This is a genomic window from Ruegeria sp. BC5, from assembly GCF_056539205.1.
The window spans coordinates 709,902-728,974 of the sequence record NZ_JBQFUN010000001.1 but is presented as its reverse complement, the minus strand read 5'-3'; the positions used below and the strand labels follow the sequence as shown (position 1 = coordinate 728,974).

The window sequence follows — 19,073 nt, the reverse complement described above, 5'->3', positions numbered from 1 at the left end:
TAATAGGATCACCAAATTGGAGGCTCCGGTGGGCAAATTGGTTCAGACTTATTTCTTGAAATATATAGTCTTTTCGCTGGGCTTCCTGTTTTTGATCGCATTATCTGGCGTTCCTGTCCAAGCGGCGGATATTTCGCCTTTTGTCGGCGACTATGTTGGATCTGCAAGTGTTGTCGATGATGACGGTACCGAAACGCCACGCGACATGAGCGTGTCGATTCACGAGATGAAGAACGGTTTTAACATCAGTTGGACGACAACGACCTACAAGGCGGATGGCCGCATCAAGGAACAGAAATTCTCGATTGATTTCAAACAGTCCGACCGGGCAGATGTTTTTTCGGCTGCGATGAAACGCAATGTGTTCGGACACGAAGTACCGCTTGACCCGATGCAGGGCGAACCCTTTGTCTGGGGCCGGATCCAAGGTGATACTCTAACCGTATTTTCCCTGTTTATCGGCGAAACCGGCGACTACGAATTGCAGCAATACGACCGTACATTGGCTGAGGGCGGTCTGGATCTGGCGTTTTCGCGGTTCCGCAATGGGGAAAAGTCCCGTTCGGTCGAGACTTTTCTTAAAAAACAATAGTCTATTGAGCAATTATTTGCGGAAACTGTCCAGCGAGACGACCTCGGCGTCTTGTTGATCTGCCCCTTCCTCAACCTCGATTGATTCTTCGACGATGGGGTCGGCTTCTTCCTCATCATCGGGGCTTTCAAACCGCAAGCCGAATTCGACGGATGGGTCGACGAAGGTTTTGATCGCCGCATAAGGGATGTATAGCGGTTCCGGTGCGTCTCCAAAGTTCAGCGTGATGGCAAAGCCTTCGTCGCCGACCTCTAGATTTTCGAACCAGTGCTGCATGACAATTGTCATTTCTTCGGGGTACCGCTCGCGCAGCCAATCCGCCAGTTCCACGCCATCCTGACGCGTATCGAAGGTGATAAAGAAATGATGCGCCCCAGGCAGGCCATTATCAGCAACGCTGTTCAGAACGGATTTGATGAGCCCGCGCATCGCGGTGTGCATCAAGTTTCCATAATCGATGTCTTGCGACATGTGTCATCCTCAAAAGTGGTTACTCTCAGCATAGGGGATTTCGACGGAAACGAAAGACCGGGTATGCGAGGATTGTTCAAAGGAAGTGAATTCCCGTTCCAATCATGGCCATGATGGCCAGAGTTGTTGCCATCCCAAATTTAAACTTAAAAATCAATAGCCCAGCCAATAGTGTCAGGATCAGAGCGGCAGGATCCAGGCTGGCTGGATCGGGCCTGGGGATGGTCACCGGACCCCATGACTGTTGGGGAATAGTCTGAAACAGAACGTTCAGGCTGAACCATACTGACAGGTTAAGAATCACACCTACCACAGCGGCAGTAATCCCATGCAGCGCGGCGGACAACCTTGGGCGGGTCGCCAATTGGTCCAGATAGGGGGCGGCCAAAAAAATCCACAGAAAACACGGTACAAATGTGGCCCAAAGGGCAACCACTCCAGCCGCAATCGCAAACGGCGCCCCGCCGTTGATTTGACCGGTCAACATGGCGACAAACTGTGTCACCAGAATCAACGGCCCCGGAGTCGTTTCGGCCAGACCCAGCGCGTCGATCATCTGATCTGTGCTGACCCATTGATATTTTTCAACCACGGTCTGGGTCATATAGGCCAGAACGGCATAGGCCCCGCCAAACGTGACAACGGCAAGGCGAGCAAAAAACCAGCCCAGATCGCTCAACAGTTTTTGTCCCGCCAAGGTCAATGCCAACAGTGGCCCCAGCCACAGAACCAGCCAAATTGCGGCGGTGCCGAGCATTCCTTTGACCTTTGGGGCAGGGGGTGCATCTGCGGTGGTGACCTCGCCGTTAAACGTGACATAGCCCCAGATAGCTGCCGCCAGAATGATCAGCGGAAAGGGAAGGTTCAGCGCGAAAATCGCAAGAAAACCCAACCCAGCGATCGCACGGTGTTGCGTATCGGTCAGCGCTTTGCGCGACAGGCTCCTAAGGGCCTGAAGAACGATGACAATCACAGTCGCTTTCACACCCAAAAAACCAGCCTGCACCACTGGCAGGTCGCCAAACGCAGCATAAAGCCCCACGAGAATGGCGATGACAAACGCACCCGGTAGTACGAAAAGGGCACCTGCGATCAACCCGCCGGTCACACCACGCAGACGCCAACCGGCATAAGTGGCCAGTTGCATGGCCTCGGGGCCGGGCAGAAGCATGCACAGGGACAAGGCGCGCAGATAAGCCTGTTCGTCCAGCCACGGGCGTCTCTCGACCAGTTCCTGGTGCATCAGTGAGATTTGCGCGGCCGGCCCTCCGAACGACAGCAACCCGATGCGGCCAAACACCCGGACAAGGTCTGAAAGGGATGGCGTCATGATTTGCGATCCGTTGGCCAGTCGTGCCCCTCGTCAAACCCGTCCCGCGCCCAGCGGTACAGTGCGTCATACAAGTGCAGCCCTGCCTCGAGGTTTTGGTGATCGTCGCGGTACTGGCGTGACAAGCCGACAGAGATTGCCAATAGCCCGGCGGCTTCGGGGGCGAGATCATGGCGATTGGTGTCGGCGGCCCGAACGACCGTGGCTAATCGGTCAAGCGCCGGCATGCGCAGCTGAAATTCGTCCAGCATGGTGTCAAATGTGCAGCGATCCTGTCTGTGGGACCAAAACGTATCCTCTATATCGAACGGCGTTGCGTCAAAGGCCTCGGCGGTGGCTTGCACCTCGGACGGTGCCACGAATAGAAACTGCGCGTCCGGGTCGACAAAGCGGCGGATCAGCCAGGGGCATGCGATCCGATCGATTTTGGGCCGGTGACGCGTGACCCAGACGGATCGACCTCCCTCGTGCCATGGTACGGCCGAGGCTGGAACCCGCGGCGCGTCGGGCATTTCCCGCCAGCCAAACATACCACCTTCCAGGTATTCCGCCACACAACCTTTGCTGCGCAGCCAAGAGACAACCCCTTGGCTGAGCTTTTTGCCCTTTTGGCAAATGATGACAGCCGCACGGTCGCCAATCTTTTCGGCGATCCCGTCGATATCTTTGGCGGAATGACGCAATGAGCCGGGGATTAGATTGGGGTCAGCTGTGAAATCCTCATCGAGACATATGTCGACCAAAACCGGAGCCTGTGGCGTTCCGATTAGGCGCATCAGCTGTTTAGGTGTAATTGAATTGGGCGCAGGCATAGCATGTCTCCTGTTTTGGGCGGATACATGCGAAACTTGGGCTGGCGCCTCACGGGGCGTTCGCAATCTTACCCCATGATCTTTGCTTACGGCTAAGCGCCAAAGGGGTCAAGATTGCCTGAACCGTGTTACGCCCAATCTAGCCTTTGACCTGTCATGCAGACAGGCAAAGTGTCTTGCGGAAACTGCCCGAGTTGTTCGAACAAAGAGATGAAGTCGAATTGGTTATAAGCCTCGACCATGCGACCGTCCTTGACCCGCGCGAACACACTGCCCGTGGCCTTTAGTGGAGCGCCATTGTCGGCCCGCGTCGTGCTGACATGCAAAATGGCAGAAACCCAGTCCCCATCTTCGACGATCTTTGGAATTTCAACCTTGATGTCCCCAAGAACGTGACGAAATGCCATGACCAGATCGCGGAAATCATCCGCGCCGACTTGCATTTCGGGGATCAACCCTTCGGCCATCGTATCAGCGCTAAAGTACTGATCTATCGCATCAAGGTTCCCGTTTTCCCAAACCTCGGAATACCATCCTTTGACGACATCTGTATGGGACATCCCGACTCTCCTTTTTCTGTCGGGGTCAGCATGAGACCAAAGGGTGAATAAACTCTGAACGTGAACAAGATCAGAGATAAACCGCAGACATTAGGGAGAAAATGCAGGTTTCTGTTGCCAGGTACCTGCGAACCCCGCCTTACGCGGCTAGGCGCAAGGACTTAAGTTTCGGTCTTGTTACTGCTTACGCAGCAACTGCAACCGGAGCACGATTGTCGTTTGCAATTGTACTATTTTCGCCGGTAACGGTGGCAGACAGCCGAGACAAAGCTAACCCCTTTAGACGTTCGTCGATCCTATTTCGGCCCCAAAATCCTCAAACGAAGGATGGTTGGTGGAGCCGCCGGGTACCGCCCCCGGGTCCGATCCGCTTATTACGAGCGCGTTTATGTCCATAGTCCCGAAAGACATATCCTATATAGGTGAGCGCGCGCGTGGATGCAAACCAGGAATTCCAATCTACGCTTGCTTTAAAAACAGATGCTTACGCAGCCCTGTTGATGTTCGCCAAGATCAACCACAGCGCCAGGGCCAATTCGATTCCTCCGAATGTCATGGCTTTGATGAGTGGCGGATTGTCAAAAATGACCGAGACAAACCTCCCAAGCGCCGCGCCCGCATAAACAACGCCCAACATGGCATAGGCCATGGGATTGTTCAGCCACAGCACCACCGCGCCGGTTACGACAAATAGCCCACCGACTGATGCACGCATCTCGCTAAGACCCATGTTGCTGTCGGTTGGTGTCAAATCCAATGAGGCCGCAGTGAACGCGGGCGCCAGAAAACCGAAGAGGCCAAAACCTATGGTCAAGAGGGCGGCAATTACGTTCAGAGCTGTTGTCATCTGTCCCTCATCAAGCAGGTTTACGATGTTGCTGGGCGACATCCTGGGCCAGCTTACGGGTGTATTCTTCTAGCTCAACTAGTTTTGCATCTACCTTTGCCGCATCCCTTTCTTCCAGCGCATCGGCAATCTGATTGTGCAAGGAGATGATTTGTTCACGCGATCGGGCGGTGAAGGTGATCATGTTCATCAAGGGCTGCATGGCCTCGACAGCGCCGGCCAACTGGTAAGAGAGCACCGGGTTGTCGGCACCATCTACCAAGGCCCGATGGAATGTGACGTCTGAAGCGCAAAAGGCCTCATCCGAAAGCCCAGGCTGTGCCTGACGGAAAATCTCGGCCCGCATGGTGGCCAGTTGATCCGAAGTACGGCGTTGCGCAGACAAGGGCGCGCAGGCGCGTTCCAACGAAAATCGGGCCTCGCAGGCAGTATCAAAGCTGACCGCATTCATCGACAACAACAGTGTTGAGGTCGTGATTTGCTGCGAATACGCGTCCTCAAAGCTGATCCGATTAACAAAAGCCCCCCCGCTGGCGCCCCGCTGCGTTCGGATCAAGGATTGCGCGGCTAGACGTTTCAATGCCTCGCGCACCGTGGGGCGTGAGACCTGAAACTGATCGGACAGTTCTGCCTCGGACGGCAAACGCTCATCCACGATCAATTCACCCGAGATGATGGCATCACGGATGGCCTGCGCGATTTGCGCAGACAAATCGGCGGGTTTTCGTGGGTCGATTTTCATATTCCGGGGACCGTTGGTAAGATTTTATTTGTCTGACATTTAAAAGTCTGACATTTGAATTGCAAGGACTGAGTCGGGAGGGACGCATGAGTCGCGCAGTTCTACGCAGCGGTTTGTGGCTTGGGTTTTACAGCCTGATTCTGTGGGCCTGGTGGATGATGTTCACCATGAGCCGCGGAATGGATCTGGATTGGATCGGGCGCCCCGGCCCAATGGGGCAAGCGATGGCCGCCATGGATCCGCGCATGGATATGTACATGCCGATGGCCGAATTTAGCCCGCTGTTCTGGATGTGGGCCATCATGATGGCCGCAATGATGTTGCCGACCCTTGTGCCGACCTTGCGCAGCTATGATGACCTGATCCACAGCGCAAATGGCACACGAGCTGGTTGGCTGGGCGTTCTGGCGGGGTATTTCATCGTCTGGGTCGGGTTCGCGGCGCTGATCACGGGGGTTCAGCTGGTTTTACTGTTCGGTGGCGTTGTCGACATGCTGGGCATCGCCAAATCCAGCTTTGTGGCCGGTGGTTTGATGATCGCAGTTGGCGCTTTTCAGTTCACCCGCGCGAAAGAGGTCTGCCACGGAGTTTGCCACGCGCCCGTGACCTATTTTCTAGTTCATTGGAAAACCGGTTTCACAGGCGGGTTGCGCATGGGCCTGGGGCTGGGTGCTTTTTGCGTCGGATGTTGTTGGGGCTTTATGGCGCTGGGTTTCGTTGGAGGCGTCATGAGCTTGCTTTGGATGGGGTTGGCGACTCTGTTCATGGTTTTGGAAAAATTGCCTCAGATCGGTCACGCAGTGACGCGACCAATGGGGTTTGCTCTAGTTGCAGGGGGAATTCTCCTGTTGATCTATCCCTTTATTTTCGGAGGATAAGTATATGGCTAAGAACAGAAAACCTGAAGCCGACAGGTTGCCTATCAGCCAACGTATCGACAGTCGTATGCCAAATCCCAAGCGGCGTGAGATGAGTCCGACTGATTGGGTCATCAAGGGAGAGTTGATCCTCAACTGCTCGTGCGATGTGTTTTGCCCTTGCGTTGTATCACTGGGGGCGCATCCTCCGACCGAAGGGCATTGCCACGCGTGGATGGGGGTCATCATCGATGAAGGCCATTACGAGGGCGAGGACCTGTCGGGTTTGAACGTTGGTCTACTGGTCGATATTCCCGGTCGCATGGGCGAGGGCCAGTGGAAAGTCGCGGCCTATGTCGATGAACGCGCTAGCGGCAAGGCCTATAACGGTCTGCTGCAAATCTTCAGCGGGCAGGCGGGCGGTACAACTGGTCTGTTCACCATGCTGGTCAGCGAGATCATCGGGGCCGAGCGGGCCCCTGTCCAGATCGAACGCGATGGCAACAAGCGCCGTATCGTAATCGGTCGCAAGATTCAGGGCGAGATTGAGATGTTGGCGGGTAAAGACCCCGAGCATCCGGTGATGGTTTCGAACTCGAAATACTGGATGGGACCGGATATCATCGTAGCGCGTGGAACCAAATCCAAGGTGCGTGATTACGGCCGCGTCTGGGATTTCGGCGGTAAATCGGCCGAGATTTGCCCGATTGACTGGCATGGACCAAAATAATGATCACCGGGGCCTATGCACAGGAAATGGCGCGGTATAATCAATGGCAGAACAGCCAGTTGTCCGCTTTTCTTCAAGACCTGACGCCCGAGGAGTTAGCGAAAGATCGCGGCGCTTTTTTTGGCTCGATCATGGGGACTGCTAACCATCTTTTGTGGGGTAACTGGATTTGGATTTCGCGTTTTGATCAGGGCGATGGTCCAGGTGGCGGCATCCCGGAAAGTGTGTCTTTGTGCGCTGATCTGGCCGAGTGGTTGCCGCTGTGCAAAACAGTCGACGCCCGCATCTCCAATTGGGCTGGATCGCTTGAAGAGGACCTTCTGACTGGTGAATTCACGTGGCTCTCGGCGGCAAAAAAAGATGACTTTACATTGCCTTACGCGCAATGCGTCATACATATGTTCAACCATCAGACCCATCATCGCGGGCAATTGCACCAAATGCTGACCGAGACCGGATCAGCCGCTCCTGTTAGCGATTTGGTGTTTATGCCAAAGGAGGTTTGAATGCCGCAAATTTCCTTATCCCGCCGGTTGCGGCGCACGCCCTTCTCAGACGGTGTCGAGGCTGCGGGAGTTAAAGCATACACGGTCTATAACCGCATGTTATTGCCCACAGTTTTCGAAAGCGTCGAGGCAGATTACAGGCATTTGAAATCCCACGTTCAGGTCTGGGATGTTTCCTGTGAACGGCAGGTTGAGCTGCGCGGCCCGGATGCGGGCAAATTGATGCAAATGCTGACGCCGCGTGATCTTCGGGGGATGCTGCCGGGGCAGTGCTTTTACGTGCCCATCGTCGATGAAACCGGTGGGATGCTGAACGATCCTGTGGCGGTGAAGTTGTCCGATGATCGTTGGTGGATTTCCATTGCTGACAGTGACCTGCTTTTTTGGGTCAAAGGGGTCGCCAACGGTTATCGGCTGGATGTTCTGGTGGATGAACCCGACGTGTCGCCCTTGGCGGTTCAAGGGCCCAAGGCGGATGACCTGATGGTGCGCGTATTCGGGGATCGCGTGCGGGATATCCGGTTTTTCAAATTCGATATGTTCGAATTCGAAGGGCGTGACCTGGCCGTGGCTCGGTCGGGTTATTCGAAACAGGGTGGGTTCGAGATCTATCTCGAAGGCACTGAGATAGGCATGCCATTGTGGAACGCCCTTTTTGCGGCGGGTGAGGACCTACAGGTACGGGCAGGCTGTCCCAACCTGATCGAGCGGATCGAAGGTGGTTTGCTGTCTTATGGCAATGACATGACCGACGACAACACGCCGCACGAATGTGGTTTGGGCAAGTTCTGTAATACTCACACCGCGATTGGGTGTATCGGTCGGGATGCATTGTTGCGTGTGGCTAAGGAAGGCCCGGTACAGCAGATTCGTCCAATTGCGATTGAGGGCGACGCAGTACCGCCCTGCGACCGACCGTGGTCTGTGTTCGCAGGTGGAAGGCGTGTGGGGCAGGTGACCTCAGCCGCGTGGTCCCCGGATTTCGGGACGAATGTCTCAATCGGCATGCTGCGATTAAGCCACTGGGAAGCAGGAACGATTGTCGAGGTTGAAACACCAGACGGCATGCGCCGCGCCACAGTGCAGGAGCGTTTCTGGATCTAAGGGAGGGTTTGGGCGTCGCCCTCGTCGCTACACGGCGCACCCGAACTCATTCAGCCAGGCGTAGAACGGCCTGGCGCTAGGAAAACGAAAGGAAATCGGATGTTCAACGCATTGGTGATGGAAAAGGATGAAGAGAGCGGCTTGGCCAGCCCCTCGGTCAAGCAGTTGTCTCTGGATGATTTGCCAAATGGTGACGTGACCGTGGCGGTCGAGTATTCGACGGTGAATTACAAGGATGGTTTGTGTACGTCGCCAAAGGGTGGCGGGCTGGTGCGCAACTACCCACATGTACCGGGCATTGACTATGCCGGGACCGTCGAAGCGTCATCAGATGACCGCTATAAGCCCGGTGACAAGGTAGTTTTAACCGGCTGGCGCGTGGGTGAGGCGCATTGGGGCGGGTATTCCCAGAAAGCCAATGCGCTGGCCGATTGGTTGGTGCCCTTGCCCGATGGCTTGGATGCGCGCCAGGCAATGGCTGTAGGCACGGCCGGATTTACTGCGATGCTGGCTGTGATGGCGCTTGAGGATCACGGAATGACACCCGATCACGGGCCGGTTTTGGTAACCGGGGCCGCAGGTGGGGTCGGATCTGTGGCCACGGCCATTCTGTCCAATCTTGGCTACGAAGTGGCGGCTGTTACCGGTCGACCCGAGGCGGGGGATTACTTGAAATCTCTGGGGGCAAGCACAATCGTCCCGCGGGAAGAGCTGAACGAAACCACCAAGCGGCCTCTGGAAAGCGAAAGCTGGGCTGGCTGCGTTGATGCGGTCGGAGGAGAGATGCTGGCGCGCGTCCTGGGGCAGATGAAATACGGCGCCTCGGTCGCGGCTGTGGGGTTGGCGGGTGGTGCTGCTTTGCCTGCGACGGTCATTCCATTCCTTCTGCGCGGCGTAAATCTGCTGGGCATCGACAGCGTAATGCAGCCTTATGAAAATCGCGTCCGGGCGTGGCAACGTATCGCCACCGATCTGCCGATGGATAAGCTTGAGGCAATGGTTCAGCCAGCAACCCTTAACGATCTGCCGCAACTGGGAGCCGATATTCTGAAAGGTCAGGTCAAAGGCCGCGTCGTCGTTGACGTAAACGCCTGATCGGAAAAGCTTCCTTCAGACCCGCCGACTAGGATGTCGGCTGGTCTGTTTGCTATTTAATCAACCGAAAAAATGCTTAAGACACCTCTGGTCAATGGCGCATTTCCACAGCATCATTGCTATACATCCCAATTGCGATGGCTTAGAAGCCATGCAAACAGCACCTGAATACGGGGAGTGAGCAGCATGTCTGACGATTTCGAACTGGATACCGATGATCTGAAACGGCGCATGGAAGGCGCCATGGCCAACCTCAGAACCGAATTCGCCTCGCTTCGGACCGGGCGGGCGTCGGCCTCGATGCTTGAGCCGGTGATGGTGGATGCCTATGGCTCGATGACTCCGATCAATCAGGTTGGGACGGTGAATGTACCCGAACCGCGCATGGTGACCGTCAACGTCTGGGACAAGGGTCTGGTGGGCAAGGTTGAAAAGGCGATCCGCGAAAGCGGGCTGGGGATCAATCCACAGCTGAACGGTACGATCATCATGCTGCCGATCCCGGAACTGAACGAAGAACGCCGCCGCGAATTGGGCAAAGTTGCCGGGCAATATGCTGAACACGCCCGTGTCTCGATCCGGAATGTGCGCCGCGACGGGATGGATCAAGTCAAAAAAGCCAAAGCGGACGGTATGTCCGAGGATGATCAGAAATTCTGGGAATCCGAGGTTCAGGACCTGACCGATGAGATGATCAAATCTGTAGACGCCGCGCTTGAGACCAAGCAGGCCGAGATCATGCAGGTCTGAGACAGGGAATGCTCAACACCCCTGATACTTCGCCCGCGCTTGGGCCGCGCCATGTCGCTATTATCATGGACGGAAATGGTCGCTGGGCGCAGGCGCGTGGTCGGCCAAGACTGTTCGGACACCACGCCGGGGCGCGGCGCGTGCGAGAGGTGGTTGAGGCCTGCCCGGAACTTGGAATCAAATACCTGACGGTTTTTGCCTTTTCGACTGAGAATTGGAAACGCACGCAGGCTGAGGTTGCCGGGCTGATGAGCCTATTTCGGCGCTACATCATCAAAGAAACCCGGACTCTGAAGGAAAATGGTATCCGTGTTCGGTTCATTGGGGATCGCGTTCGATTGGACGCCAAGCTGATTGCCTTGATGGACGCGCTGGAAGAAGAAACCAAGAACAACGATCTGGTACACCTGACGGTCGCCCTGAATTACGGCGGTCGGGATGAGGTTGCGCGGGCCACCAAACGTCTTGCGCTGGACGTAGCCGAAGGACGGTTGCGCCCCGAAGAAGTTGATGAAGAAACTCTGCCCAAGTATCTGGACACGCATGTTCTTCCTGATCCCGATCTGGTTATCCGGACCAGTGGTGAGGCGCGGATATCGAATTTCCTGCTGTGGCAATCGGCCTATTCCGAATATGAATTCATCGACACGCTCTGGCCGGATTTCACAGCGGCCGAGCTGGAACGGCTGTGCCGCAACTTTGGCTCTCGCGAGCGCCGGTTTGGGGCAGTGCGGGTATGAGCGACGGCCGATGGTCTGACCTAAGCGCCCGGATTCTGTCCGCAGCCGTTTTAATTGCCATCGGTTCGGTCGAGGTTTGGCTGGGCGGCCTTTGGTTCGAAGCATTCATCGCAATTGCCTGCGGTTTGATGACCTGGGAGCTGGTGCGGATGATCGACCCGGACAAGGTCGGCGTGCGCGTTCAGCTTGGCATTCTGACCGGAGTGGCCGTATTGATCAGCTACCACGTGCCGCCGCTTTTTAAGCTTCCGGTTCTGGTGGCTCCGGCTTTGGTTGGGGCGGGGCAGGTCGGTCGTTCGAAAACGATTTATGCGCTATTTGCCGTCTGGATTGCGGCATCTGGTCTGGGCTTTATCTCTATCCGCGAGACGATGGGTTTTGGCTGGATGGTTTGGCTGATTTCGGTGGTCGTAGCGACGGATGTCGCCGGGTATTTTGTTGGCAAAACCTTTGGGGGCCCTAAGTTCTGGCCCAAGGTCAGCCCCAAGAAAACATGGTCGGGCACTGCCGGAGGCTGGGCCGCAGCAGCCATCGTGGGGGCTGTTTTTGCGATCTATGCCGGATTTGGGTTCATGTTTGTTGTGATTTCGGTTTTGGCCTCGATGGCCAGTCAAGCCGGAGATATCGTCGAAAGTGCGACCAAACGGAAATTCGGGGTCAAGGACAGTTCGAACCTGATCCCGGGACATGGCGGATTTCTCGACCGGTTTGACGGGATGATGGGGGCGGCCTTGTTCGTTCTGATCGCGGGTTTGATTTACTCCCCCGGGGGCATGTAATGCGCAGAGTTTCCATTTTCGGCGCGACCGGATCGGTCGGACAGAACACAATCGACCTGATTGACCGGAATCCGTCGGCCTATGACGTGGTGGCATTGACCGGCGGTGCAAATATCGAAAAGCTGGCCGACGATGCACGCCGACTGCAGGCTGATTTGGCCGTGACCGCGCATGAGGATCAGCTCGAGGACCTGCGTGCTGCACTATCCGGCAGCGGTGTCGAGGCAGCGGCCGGACAGGTTGCGCTGACCGAAGCGGCAGCGAGGCCAGCGGATTGGGTCATGTCGGCCATCGTTGGTGCGGCCGGATTGCCACCGGGCCTTGAGGCATTGAAACAAGGTGCGACCCTAGCCCTGGCAAACAAGGAAACGCTCGTTTGTGCCGGACCGTTGGTGTTGGAAACGGCGCGAAAACACAATGCCCGACTTTTGCCGGTGGACAGCGAACACTCTGCCGTGTTCCAGGCGCTGGTGGGCGAGGATATGGATGCCGTTGAGCGGATCATTATCACCGCCAGCGGCGGCGCGTTCCGCGATTGGCCGCTGAGCGATCTGGTCAATGCCACGGTCGAGCAAGCCTCGAGCCATCCGAACTGGGATATGGGTCAGCGGATCACCATAGACAGCGCTTCGATGTTCAATAAAGCGCTCGAAGTGATTGAAACACGGGAATTCTTTGGTGTTTCCCCTGATCAGATCGAAGTGTTGGTGCATCCCGAATCCATCGTGCATTCGCTGGTTGGGTTCAATGACGGCGCGGTCATGGCTCATATGGGCGCACCGGATATGCGCCATGCAATTGGCTATGCGCTGCACTGGCCGGATCGGCGCAAGCTACCGGTCGAACGTCTGAACCTGGCGAAACTGGGTCAGTTGCGCTTTCAGGACCCGGACGAGACCCGCTATCCAGCGCTGCGCCTCGCCCGTAACGTGATGCAGCGCGGCGGTCTGTCAGGTGCGGTGTTCAACGCCGCGAAAGAGCGGGCGCTGGACCTGTTCATCGCACGCCGGGTCAGTTTTCCAGAGATGACCCAGATCGTTGAAAGTGTATTGGACAGATTTGAGACGTCAGACGGCCTTCTTGATGCCTCTTTAACCCTTGATAACGTACTGCAAACGGACCATCTGGCACGTAAGTGGGCAGAAGAAGCCGTGATGCAGAAAGCAGGATAGAAACTTGGACGTAATCTCTCTGATCCCTCAATTCGGCAACTTGCTTTATACCATCGTTGCCTTTGTAATCGCCCTGTCCGTCATCGTCGCGGTACATGAATACGGCCATTATATCGTCGGGCGTTGGTCCGGTATCCATGCCGAGGTGTTCTCGGTCGGGTTTGGCCCGGTATTGTGGAGCCGTATCGACAAACGCGGAACACGTTGGCAGATCGCAGCCTTGCCTTTCGGCGGGTATGTCAAATTCCTTGGGGATGCCAACGCCGCATCCGGCAAGGACGAAGGCGCGATGCAGGAAATCACCGAGCAAACCCCCGAAGAGCTACGCCGCACCATGCACGGCGCGCCCTTGTGGGCGCGGGCAGCTACCGTTGCCGCAGGGCCGGTGTTCAACTTTGTGATGTCCATTGTTGTGTTTGGCCTGATTTTCATGTCTCAGGGCGTTACGCGCGATCCTCTTACAGTCGGCGAATTGCGCTCGTTGCCTGGTTCGGTGCAAGAATTGCAGGACGGGGATGAAATCGTCGCAATTGCGGGTCTTCCCGTTCCTGATTTTGATCAGCAGGGGGCCTGGTCTGATTTTACGGATGCACTGCCTGTTGAACCGGAGTTGGATTACACGGTGATCCGCGATGGGCAGACACTGGATGTATCCGGCCCCTGGTTGTTCCCGGCGCTGATCCAACAGGTCGTTCCACGCAGTGCAGCCATGGATATCGATCTGAAGTCGGGCGACGTTATCACGGCCGTCAACGGCGATCCTATCTTTGCCTTTGAGCAGCTCAAAGAACATGTAGAGGGATCGGACGGCAAGGTTCTGTTGCTGAACGTTTGGCGCGACGGGGCCGAGCTTGAATTTGCCCTGGCCCCGCGTCGCACGGATGAGCCGCAGCCGGAAGGTGGCTTTGTGACCCATTGGCGCATCGGGATTGTGGGTGGAATGGCTTTGGAACCAGCGACGGAACCCGCGGGCCTTCTGGCATCTCTTTCCGGCGGTGTGCAGCAGACCATTCGCATTGTTGACGGCTCTTTGTCGGGCGTCTGGCATATGGTGACGGGGGCGATCAGCACCTGCAACATTTCCGGTCCCATCGGCATTGCGGAAACTTCGGGCGCTATGGCCAGTCAGGGTGCTCAGAATTTCATTTTCTTTATTGCAGTTCTGTCGACCGCAGTAGGCTTGCTGAACCTTTTTCCCATTCCGGCATTGGATGGGGGCCATCTGGTATTCTATGCGTATGAGGCTATTGCAGGCAAACCACCCAGCGACGGTGTACTGCGCGTGCTAATGGGGGTTGGCGTATCGTTGATCCTTGGACTTATGGTCTTTTCGGTTACGAACGATCTGTTCTGCTGATTGTGGCATTGATCACAAGAAAATGCCCCAATTCCGCCTCAATTCCAGCTTAGCTTAATAGCCGGTAATTGAACCGTGTCAGAGGTAGTTATGACAAAGGCCCTGCGTAAATCCGCCAAAAGCTTTGGGTGCTTGTTCGTGTTGAACTGGGATACATTTCTGTTCTTCGGTGTGACCGCCGTGGCAATGGGCGGTTGGGCCTATTTGATCACTATGTGATTCTTAAGACCTGTTATTGAAACTACACAAGGCGGCCCACGGGCCGCTTTCTGTTTTGGTCTTTTGACAAGGCTAAATATTCTCGCTAATCAGCTTTAAAGTCCAAAAATATTGGGTAGTGAAAAATATGACTGATAGGCGAGGCGCGGGCACATCCTGCGGTGGGCAGAAGCCGAAAAACAAGATTTTGTGGCGGTCACTAACGTTAATATTCCTTCTTACATTGGTAGGTTTTGTACCGTTTCCGCAGGCCGCGTGGGCGCAAAATTTCGTCTTTAATTCGTTCGATGTCGAAGGCAACCGACGTATCGAAACCTCCACCATTATTGAACGTACAGGAATCGAGCCGGGCCAGTCGGTCACAGCGGGCGAATTGAACGATGCCTATCAGCGTTTGCTTGACAGTGGTGTTTTTGAGACAGTCGAATTGACGCCGCGTGGCAGCACGCTGGTGATCGAAGTTGAAGAATATCCGACAATCAATCAGATCAGCGTTGAAGGTAACAGCCGCGTAAAAGATGACGTGCTGCTTGAAGCGATCTCATCAGAGCCACGCCGCGTCTTTACACCGCAAGTCGCGGAGGCTGACGCCGACCTGATCGCCGAGATCTACTCGTCTCAGGGACGGGTGTCTGCAACGGTCATTCCCCGCATCATTCGCCGCAGTGACAACCGTGTCGATCTGGTTTTCGAGGTCGCAGAAGGGACCACGATCGAAGTCGAGCGTGTGAGTTTTGTCGGCAACCGAGCTTATTCTGACCGGCGCCTGCGCAGGGTTCTGGAATCGAAACAGGCGAATATCCTGCGGACGTTTGTCAGCAGCGATACTTTCATTGCTGACCGGATCGAATTCGACAAACAGGTCATTCGGGATTTCTACTTGTCGCGTGGTTATGTCGATTTCCGCGTGAACAGCGCAAATGTGGAATTCACTCGCGAGCGCGACGCTTTCTTCTTGGTGATGAACATCACCGAAGGTCAAAAATTCTCATTTGGGCAGATCAGCACTGTCAGCGAAATTCCGGGTGTGGATCCTGCTCCGTATCAGGATGCACTGAAAATTCGACCGGGAGTGACTTACACTCCGATGCTGATCGAAAACTCGATTGCGCGGATGGAACGTCTCGGCATCAAGCAGGGCGTCGATTTCCTGCGTGTGGAGCCGCGCGTGACGCGCAACGCACGTGACCTGACTCTGGATGTGCAGTTTGTTCTGACCAAAGGCCCAAGGATTTTTGTCGAGCGGATCGATATCGAAGGCAACACAACCACGCTTGACCGCGTGATCCGTCGTCAATTCGATACGGTGGAAGGCGACCCCTTTAACCCGCGTGAGATCCGTCAGGCCGCCGAACGTATCCGGGCCTTGGGTTTCTTTGCTGCGGCCGATGTCGAACCGCGCGAAGGGTCTTCGCCCAGCCAGGTGATTGTGGATGTGGATGTAGAGGAACAGCCGACGGGTTCGCTAAGCCTGGGTGGTAGCTACTCGGTTTCTGATGGTTTCGGGGTTGCGATTGGCCTTCAGGAATCTAACTTCCTGGGACGCGGGCAAACAATTGGCGTCAATTTGTCGACTGCCCAGGATGCCGAACAGTACACGTTGAACTTCTCGGAACCTTACCTGCTAGGGCGCAAACTTCGGTTTGACTTGGGATTGGGCCTGTCGACGACCAATTCAAGCTTTGCCAGCTATGACACCGAGACACTCTTCTTCCGGCCTCAGTTGAGCTATGCGATTGGCGAGTTGTCATCCCTGCGTCTGCGCTATGGTTGGCAAAACAGCGAAATGACCCAGCAAGGTGACGAAACTAACGGTGCAGTCATTTCGTCGGAAATCGATCAGGGTGAGCGTACCACCAGTTCTCTGGGTCTCTCGTACGTTTATGACAGCCGGATCGGAGGTCTGAACCCGAATGCAGGCGTCCTGTTTGAGGCCGGTATCGATGCTGCAGGACTGGGCGGCGACAACGAATACTTCAAGACGACGGCCCGTGGTGTCGCCCAGACACGTGTCTGGAACGAAGAAGTTGTTCTGCGTGCGTCGATGGAAGTCGGTGCGCTGCACTGGAGAGGTGATGATTTCAGCCGCACTATCGACCGCTTTGTTTTGGGACCCAGCATCTTCCGCGGGTTCGAGCCCGCGGGTCTTGGTCCGCGCGACTTGTCCAACGGACAGGATGACGCGATCGGGGGCAATTACTATTGGGTTGCGCGTTTGGAGTCGGATTTCCCGCTGGGTCTGCCCGAAGAATTCGGCCTGCGTGGCGGCGTGTTCTACGACTTTGGTAACTTGTACAATCTTAACGACGTCAATACGACCGGTGCCAATATCGTCGGCGAAGACGGCTCGATCCGCCACGTAATAGGTGTGTCGGTTCTGTGGGAAACGCCGTTTGGTCCGCTGCGCTTCAACTTCTCGAAAGCGTTGAAAAAGGAAGACTTTGACAAAGAGCAGAACTTCGACCTGACGGTTCAGGCTCGGTTCTGATCCTGAATGTTGAAAACTGTGTTCATGAAACTGCAGGGCCCTTTATGGGCCCTGTGTGTATTTCTGACCCTTGTCTTTTCGGAGCCAGTAGCGGCCCAACAATTGGGGGTTCCGCAAAGCAGCGTGGTGACGTTGTCCAGCGAGCGTTTGTTTGCTGAATCTGCCTTTGGTCAACGTGTCCTGCGAGAGATCGAGGCCGAAGGCGTTCTATTAGGGGAAGAAAACGAACGGATCGTGGCCGAGCTGAGCCGAGAGGAAAAGGTTCTGACGGAACAGCGTGCGACCATGACGGCTGAAGAATTTCGCCCCCTGGCCGATGCCTTTGACGAAAAGGTTCAGTCTCATCGGGAGGGGCAGCGCGCAAAACTGGACGTGTTGGCACGACGCAGTGAAGAGGCTCGGCAGATGTTTCTGGAACTTGCACGGCCGGTTTTGATTGACCTGCTACGCGAATCCGGCGCTTCGATCATTATTGAACGATCCAGCGTTTTCCTCAGTTCGGATCGAACCGATATCACCGATGCCGCCATTGCGCGGATCAATGCGGCGATCGGCGACGGCAGCGCCGTTGAAAATGGGGCCAGTGAATAGGTTTGCTTGCCCTTAGGGCGCGGTATTGCTAACCACGCCGCAAACAGAAATCCAGAATGGGACTACAACACCATGAGCACGGAAACCAAAAGCGCCGACATCCAGTTGATCCAACGGATTTTGCCGCACCGCTATCCGTTTCTGCTGGTCGACAAGGTGGTTGATATCTCGGGTTATCAATCGGCCATTGGCATCAAGAATGTCACAATGAACGAACCACATTTTCAGGGCCATTTTCCCGGAACGCCGATCATGCCCGGCGTGACCATTGTTGAAGCGATGGCGCAAACTGCAGGTGTGATGCTGGGTGTCGGTATGGACGTGATCGACAGCGAATTGCTGATCTATTTCATGAACATCGACAAGTGCAAATTCCGCCGCAAAGTGATCCCTGGCGATGTGCTTGAAATGCACGTGGAAACCGTGCGCGGTAAGAAGGGTGGTAAGATCTTCAAGTTCAGCGGCCGGGCGACGGTTGATGGCGAAGTCGCAGCCGAAGCCGAATTTTCGGCCTATGTCGACTGGGACATGGAAAAGACAACATGAGCGGCATCCACCCAAGCGCAATCATCGAAGACGGTGCGCAGATCGGTGAAAGCTGCTCCATCGGACCATTCTGCTTTGTCGGCAGTCAGGTTAAGCTGGGCGACCGGGTCGAATTGAAGTCCCATGTCGTGGTGACCGGCGACACCCAGATCGGTGATGAGACCGTGATCTTCAATTTCTCGGTGATCGGAGAAATTCCGCAGGACCTGAAATTCGGGGGTGAGGATACGCGGCTTGAGATCGGCAAGCGTAACCGCATTCGTGAACATGTGACGGTGAATACCGGAACCGAGGGCGGCGGCGGTGTGACCCGGATCGGCGACGATTGTCTTTTGATGGCAGGTGTGCACGTGGCGCATGACGTTCAGATCGGAGATCGTGTGATCATGGTGAACCATTCCGGCGCGGCAGGTCATTGTGTCATCGAGGATGATGTGATCGTGGGCGGAATTTCCGGCCTGCATCAATGGGTGCGCGTGGGCCGTGGCGCGATCATCGGCGCACTGACTATGGTGCCCAATGACGTGATCCCATATGGCCTGGTTCAGGCGCCTCGGGGTGAGTTAGACGGACTGAACCTGGTTGGCTTGAAACGGCGCGGTGTCTCGCGCGAGGATATCTCGGCCCTGCGTGCTGCGTTCCGCGAATTGTCGACTGGCGATGGCACGTTCATGGAACGCGCGCACCGGGTAGGTGTGGACAACGAAAGCGAATATGTGCAGCGGATCGTGGATTTCGTGACCGGGCAATCGGATCGCTCGTTCCTGACACCGAGGAAATAAACT

At 55.7% G+C, this 19,073-nt stretch carries 22 protein-coding genes and 1 other RNA gene; 16 read left to right on the top strand and 7 right to left on the bottom strand.

The features are described from left to right. Nucleotides 1-64: 64 nt before the first annotated feature. Nucleotides 65-592 carry a PH domain-containing protein gene (locus ACR0LY_RS03730; protein ID WP_438826480.1) on the top strand — a complete coding sequence of 176 codons (528 nt, stop codon included), beginning with the start codon at nucleotides 65-67 and terminating at the stop codon, nucleotides 590-592. Nucleotides 593-604: 12 nt separating this feature from the next. On the opposite strand, the gene ACR0LY_RS03725 is transcribed toward ACR0LY_RS03730, so the two are convergent. The 7 genes from ACR0LY_RS03725 to ACR0LY_RS03695 form a co-directional block, all read right to left on the bottom strand. Next, complete coding sequence (locus ACR0LY_RS03725) at nucleotides 605-1,063, bottom strand: SspB family protein (RefSeq protein WP_170348627.1); 459 nt, start codon at nucleotides 1,061-1,063, stop codon at nucleotides 605-607. 76 nt (nucleotides 1,064-1,139) lie between these two features. Continuing rightward, nucleotides 1,140-2,393 (bottom strand): chromate efflux transporter, encoded by a 1,254-nt coding sequence (gene chrA, locus ACR0LY_RS03720; protein ID WP_170348628.1) that lies wholly within the window; start codon nucleotides 2,391-2,393, stop codon nucleotides 1,140-1,142. Further along, nucleotides 2,390-3,205, bottom strand: coding sequence for a chromate resistance protein ChrB domain-containing protein (locus ACR0LY_RS03715; protein ID WP_170348629.1), 816 nt, complete (start codon nucleotides 3,203-3,205; stop codon nucleotides 2,390-2,392). The genes chrA and ACR0LY_RS03715 overlap by 4 nt, the downstream gene beginning before the upstream one ends. A gap of 128 nt (nucleotides 3,206-3,333) precedes the next feature. Next, nucleotides 3,334-3,765: an ester cyclase gene (locus tag ACR0LY_RS03710; protein ID WP_170348630.1), complete on the bottom strand. Its 432-nt coding sequence runs from the start codon at nucleotides 3,763-3,765 to the stop codon at nucleotides 3,334-3,336. Between the two features lie 100 nt (nucleotides 3,766-3,865). Next, nucleotides 3,866-4,213: a transfer-messenger RNA gene (gene ssrA, locus ACR0LY_RS03705) on the bottom strand. A 36-nt stretch (nucleotides 4,214-4,249) separates the two neighbouring features. Then, nucleotides 4,250-4,612 (bottom strand): DUF4345 family protein, encoded by a 363-nt coding sequence (locus tag ACR0LY_RS03700; RefSeq protein ID WP_170348631.1) that lies wholly within the window; start codon nucleotides 4,610-4,612, stop codon nucleotides 4,250-4,252. Between the two features lie 10 nt (nucleotides 4,613-4,622). Next, complete coding sequence (locus ACR0LY_RS03695) at nucleotides 4,623-5,354, bottom strand: FadR/GntR family transcriptional regulator (protein WP_170348632.1); 732 nt, start codon at nucleotides 5,352-5,354, stop codon at nucleotides 4,623-4,625. An 86-nt stretch (nucleotides 5,355-5,440) separates the two neighbouring features. On the opposite strand from ACR0LY_RS03695, the gene ACR0LY_RS03690 reads away from it, so the two are divergent. The 15 genes from ACR0LY_RS03690 (at nucleotide 5,441) to lpxA (ending at nucleotide 19,070) form a co-directional block, all read left to right on the top strand. Beyond that, nucleotides 5,441-6,232, top strand: a complete 792-nt coding sequence (locus tag ACR0LY_RS03690) for a DUF2182 domain-containing protein (RefSeq protein ID WP_170348633.1) — start codon at nucleotides 5,441-5,443, stop codon at nucleotides 6,230-6,232. Between the two features lie 4 nt (nucleotides 6,233-6,236). Next, complete coding sequence (locus ACR0LY_RS03685) at nucleotides 6,237-6,941, top strand: DUF1326 domain-containing protein (protein WP_170348634.1); 705 nt, start codon at nucleotides 6,237-6,239, stop codon at nucleotides 6,939-6,941. Next, nucleotides 6,941-7,447, top strand: a complete 507-nt coding sequence (locus tag ACR0LY_RS03680) for a DinB family protein (protein WP_170348635.1) — start codon at nucleotides 6,941-6,943, stop codon at nucleotides 7,445-7,447. The genes ACR0LY_RS03685 and ACR0LY_RS03680 overlap by 1 nt, the downstream gene beginning before the upstream one ends. Next, nucleotides 7,448-8,551: a dimethylsulfoniopropionate demethylase gene (locus tag ACR0LY_RS03675; RefSeq protein WP_170348636.1), complete on the top strand. Its 1,104-nt coding sequence runs from the start codon at nucleotides 7,448-7,450 to the stop codon at nucleotides 8,549-8,551. 99 nt (nucleotides 8,552-8,650) lie between these two features. Next, nucleotides 8,651-9,646, top strand: a complete 996-nt coding sequence (acuI, locus tag ACR0LY_RS03670) for an acryloyl-CoA reductase (RefSeq protein WP_170348637.1) — start codon at nucleotides 8,651-8,653, stop codon at nucleotides 9,644-9,646. Between the two features lie 186 nt (nucleotides 9,647-9,832). Next, the gene (frr, locus tag ACR0LY_RS03665) at nucleotides 9,833-10,396 is read left to right on the top strand and encodes a ribosome recycling factor (protein WP_170348638.1); all 564 of its coding nucleotides are present in this window, start codon (nucleotides 9,833-9,835) and stop codon (nucleotides 10,394-10,396) included. 8 nt (nucleotides 10,397-10,404) lie between these two features. Continuing rightward, nucleotides 10,405-11,136: an isoprenyl transferase gene (locus ACR0LY_RS03660; RefSeq protein WP_170348639.1), complete on the top strand. Its 732-nt coding sequence runs from the start codon at nucleotides 10,405-10,407 to the stop codon at nucleotides 11,134-11,136. Next, nucleotides 11,133-11,915, top strand: coding sequence for a phosphatidate cytidylyltransferase (locus tag ACR0LY_RS03655; protein ID WP_170348640.1), 783 nt, complete (start codon nucleotides 11,133-11,135; stop codon nucleotides 11,913-11,915). The genes ACR0LY_RS03660 and ACR0LY_RS03655 overlap by 4 nt, the downstream gene beginning before the upstream one ends. Next, nucleotides 11,915-13,087: a 1-deoxy-D-xylulose-5-phosphate reductoisomerase gene (gene dxr / locus ACR0LY_RS03650; protein WP_170348641.1), complete on the top strand. Its 1,173-nt coding sequence runs from the start codon at nucleotides 11,915-11,917 to the stop codon at nucleotides 13,085-13,087. The genes ACR0LY_RS03655 and dxr overlap by 1 nt, the downstream gene beginning before the upstream one ends. Nucleotides 13,088-13,091: 4 nt before the next feature. After that, on the top strand, nucleotides 13,092-14,444 hold the full coding sequence (gene rseP / locus ACR0LY_RS03645) for an RIP metalloprotease RseP (protein WP_170348642.1): 1,353 nt from the start codon (nucleotides 13,092-13,094) through the stop codon (nucleotides 14,442-14,444). 90 nt (nucleotides 14,445-14,534) lie between these two features. Continuing rightward, nucleotides 14,535-14,663, top strand: coding sequence for a hypothetical protein (locus tag ACR0LY_RS03640; protein ID WP_302477179.1), 129 nt, complete (start codon nucleotides 14,535-14,537; stop codon nucleotides 14,661-14,663). A 127-nt stretch (nucleotides 14,664-14,790) separates the two neighbouring features. After that, nucleotides 14,791-17,151, top strand: a complete 2,361-nt coding sequence (gene bamA, locus ACR0LY_RS03635) for an outer membrane protein assembly factor BamA (RefSeq protein WP_170348643.1) — start codon at nucleotides 14,791-14,793, stop codon at nucleotides 17,149-17,151. A 24-nt stretch (nucleotides 17,152-17,175) separates the two neighbouring features. Next, nucleotides 17,176-17,742: an OmpH/Skp family outer membrane protein gene (locus tag ACR0LY_RS03630; RefSeq protein WP_170349401.1), complete on the top strand. Its 567-nt coding sequence runs from the start codon at nucleotides 17,176-17,178 to the stop codon at nucleotides 17,740-17,742. Nucleotides 17,743-17,814: 72 nt separating this feature from the next. Further along, nucleotides 17,815-18,288 (top strand): 3-hydroxyacyl-ACP dehydratase FabZ, encoded by a 474-nt coding sequence (fabZ, locus tag ACR0LY_RS03625; RefSeq protein ID WP_170348644.1) that lies wholly within the window; start codon nucleotides 17,815-17,817, stop codon nucleotides 18,286-18,288. After that, nucleotides 18,285-19,070, top strand: coding sequence for an acyl-ACP--UDP-N-acetylglucosamine O-acyltransferase (gene lpxA, locus ACR0LY_RS03620; protein WP_170348645.1), 786 nt, complete (start codon nucleotides 18,285-18,287; stop codon nucleotides 19,068-19,070). Before fabZ ends, lpxA begins: the two co-directional genes overlap by 4 nt. The last annotated feature ends 3 nt before the right edge of the window (nucleotides 19,071-19,073 follow it).

Excerpts from the sequence above, each read along its gene's own strand:
- ACR0LY_RS03695 (WP_170348632.1), bottom strand. The coding sequence starts at position 5,354 with ATGAAAATCGACCCACGAAAACCCGCCGATTTGTCTGCGCAAATCGCG.
- ACR0LY_RS03640 (WP_302477179.1), top strand. The coding sequence starts at position 14,535 with ATGACAAAGGCCCTGCGTAAATCCGCCAAAAGCTTTGGGTGCTTGTTC.
- lpxA (WP_170348645.1), top strand. The coding sequence starts at position 18,285 with ATGAGCGGCATCCACCCAAGCGCAATCATCGAAGACGGTGCGCAGATC.
- ACR0LY_RS03630 (WP_170349401.1), top strand. The coding sequence starts at position 17,176 with ATGAAACTGCAGGGCCCTTTATGGGCCCTGTGTGTATTTCTGACCCTT.
- acuI (WP_170348637.1), top strand. The coding sequence starts at position 8,651 with ATGTTCAACGCATTGGTGATGGAAAAGGATGAAGAGAGCGGCTTGGCC.
- dxr (WP_170348641.1), top strand. The coding sequence starts at position 11,915 with ATGCGCAGAGTTTCCATTTTCGGCGCGACCGGATCGGTCGGACAGAAC.
- ACR0LY_RS03685 (WP_170348634.1), top strand. The coding sequence starts at position 6,237 with ATGGCTAAGAACAGAAAACCTGAAGCCGACAGGTTGCCTATCAGCCAA.
- ACR0LY_RS03710 (WP_170348630.1), bottom strand. The coding sequence starts at position 3,765 with ATGTCCCATACAGATGTCGTCAAAGGATGGTATTCCGAGGTTTGGGAA.
- chrA (WP_170348628.1), bottom strand. The coding sequence starts at position 2,393 with ATGACGCCATCCCTTTCAGACCTTGTCCGGGTGTTTGGCCGCATCGGG.
- ACR0LY_RS03675 (WP_170348636.1), top strand. The coding sequence starts at position 7,448 with ATGCCGCAAATTTCCTTATCCCGCCGGTTGCGGCGCACGCCCTTCTCA.
- frr (WP_170348638.1), top strand. The coding sequence starts at position 9,833 with ATGTCTGACGATTTCGAACTGGATACCGATGATCTGAAACGGCGCATG.
- ACR0LY_RS03655 (WP_170348640.1), top strand. The coding sequence starts at position 11,133 with ATGAGCGACGGCCGATGGTCTGACCTAAGCGCCCGGATTCTGTCCGCA.
- ACR0LY_RS03690 (WP_170348633.1), top strand. The coding sequence starts at position 5,441 with ATGAGTCGCGCAGTTCTACGCAGCGGTTTGTGGCTTGGGTTTTACAGC.
- ACR0LY_RS03660 (WP_170348639.1), top strand. The coding sequence starts at position 10,405 with ATGCTCAACACCCCTGATACTTCGCCCGCGCTTGGGCCGCGCCATGTC.
- bamA (WP_170348643.1), top strand. The coding sequence starts at position 14,791 with ATGACTGATAGGCGAGGCGCGGGCACATCCTGCGGTGGGCAGAAGCCG.
- ACR0LY_RS03725 (WP_170348627.1), bottom strand. The coding sequence starts at position 1,063 with ATGTCGCAAGACATCGATTATGGAAACTTGATGCACACCGCGATGCGC.
- ACR0LY_RS03680 (WP_170348635.1), top strand. The coding sequence starts at position 6,941 with ATGATCACCGGGGCCTATGCACAGGAAATGGCGCGGTATAATCAATGG.
- ACR0LY_RS03715 (WP_170348629.1), bottom strand. The coding sequence starts at position 3,205 with ATGCCTGCGCCCAATTCAATTACACCTAAACAGCTGATGCGCCTAATC.
- ACR0LY_RS03700 (WP_170348631.1), bottom strand. The coding sequence starts at position 4,612 with ATGACAACAGCTCTGAACGTAATTGCCGCCCTCTTGACCATAGGTTTT.
- fabZ (WP_170348644.1), top strand. The coding sequence starts at position 17,815 with ATGAGCACGGAAACCAAAAGCGCCGACATCCAGTTGATCCAACGGATT.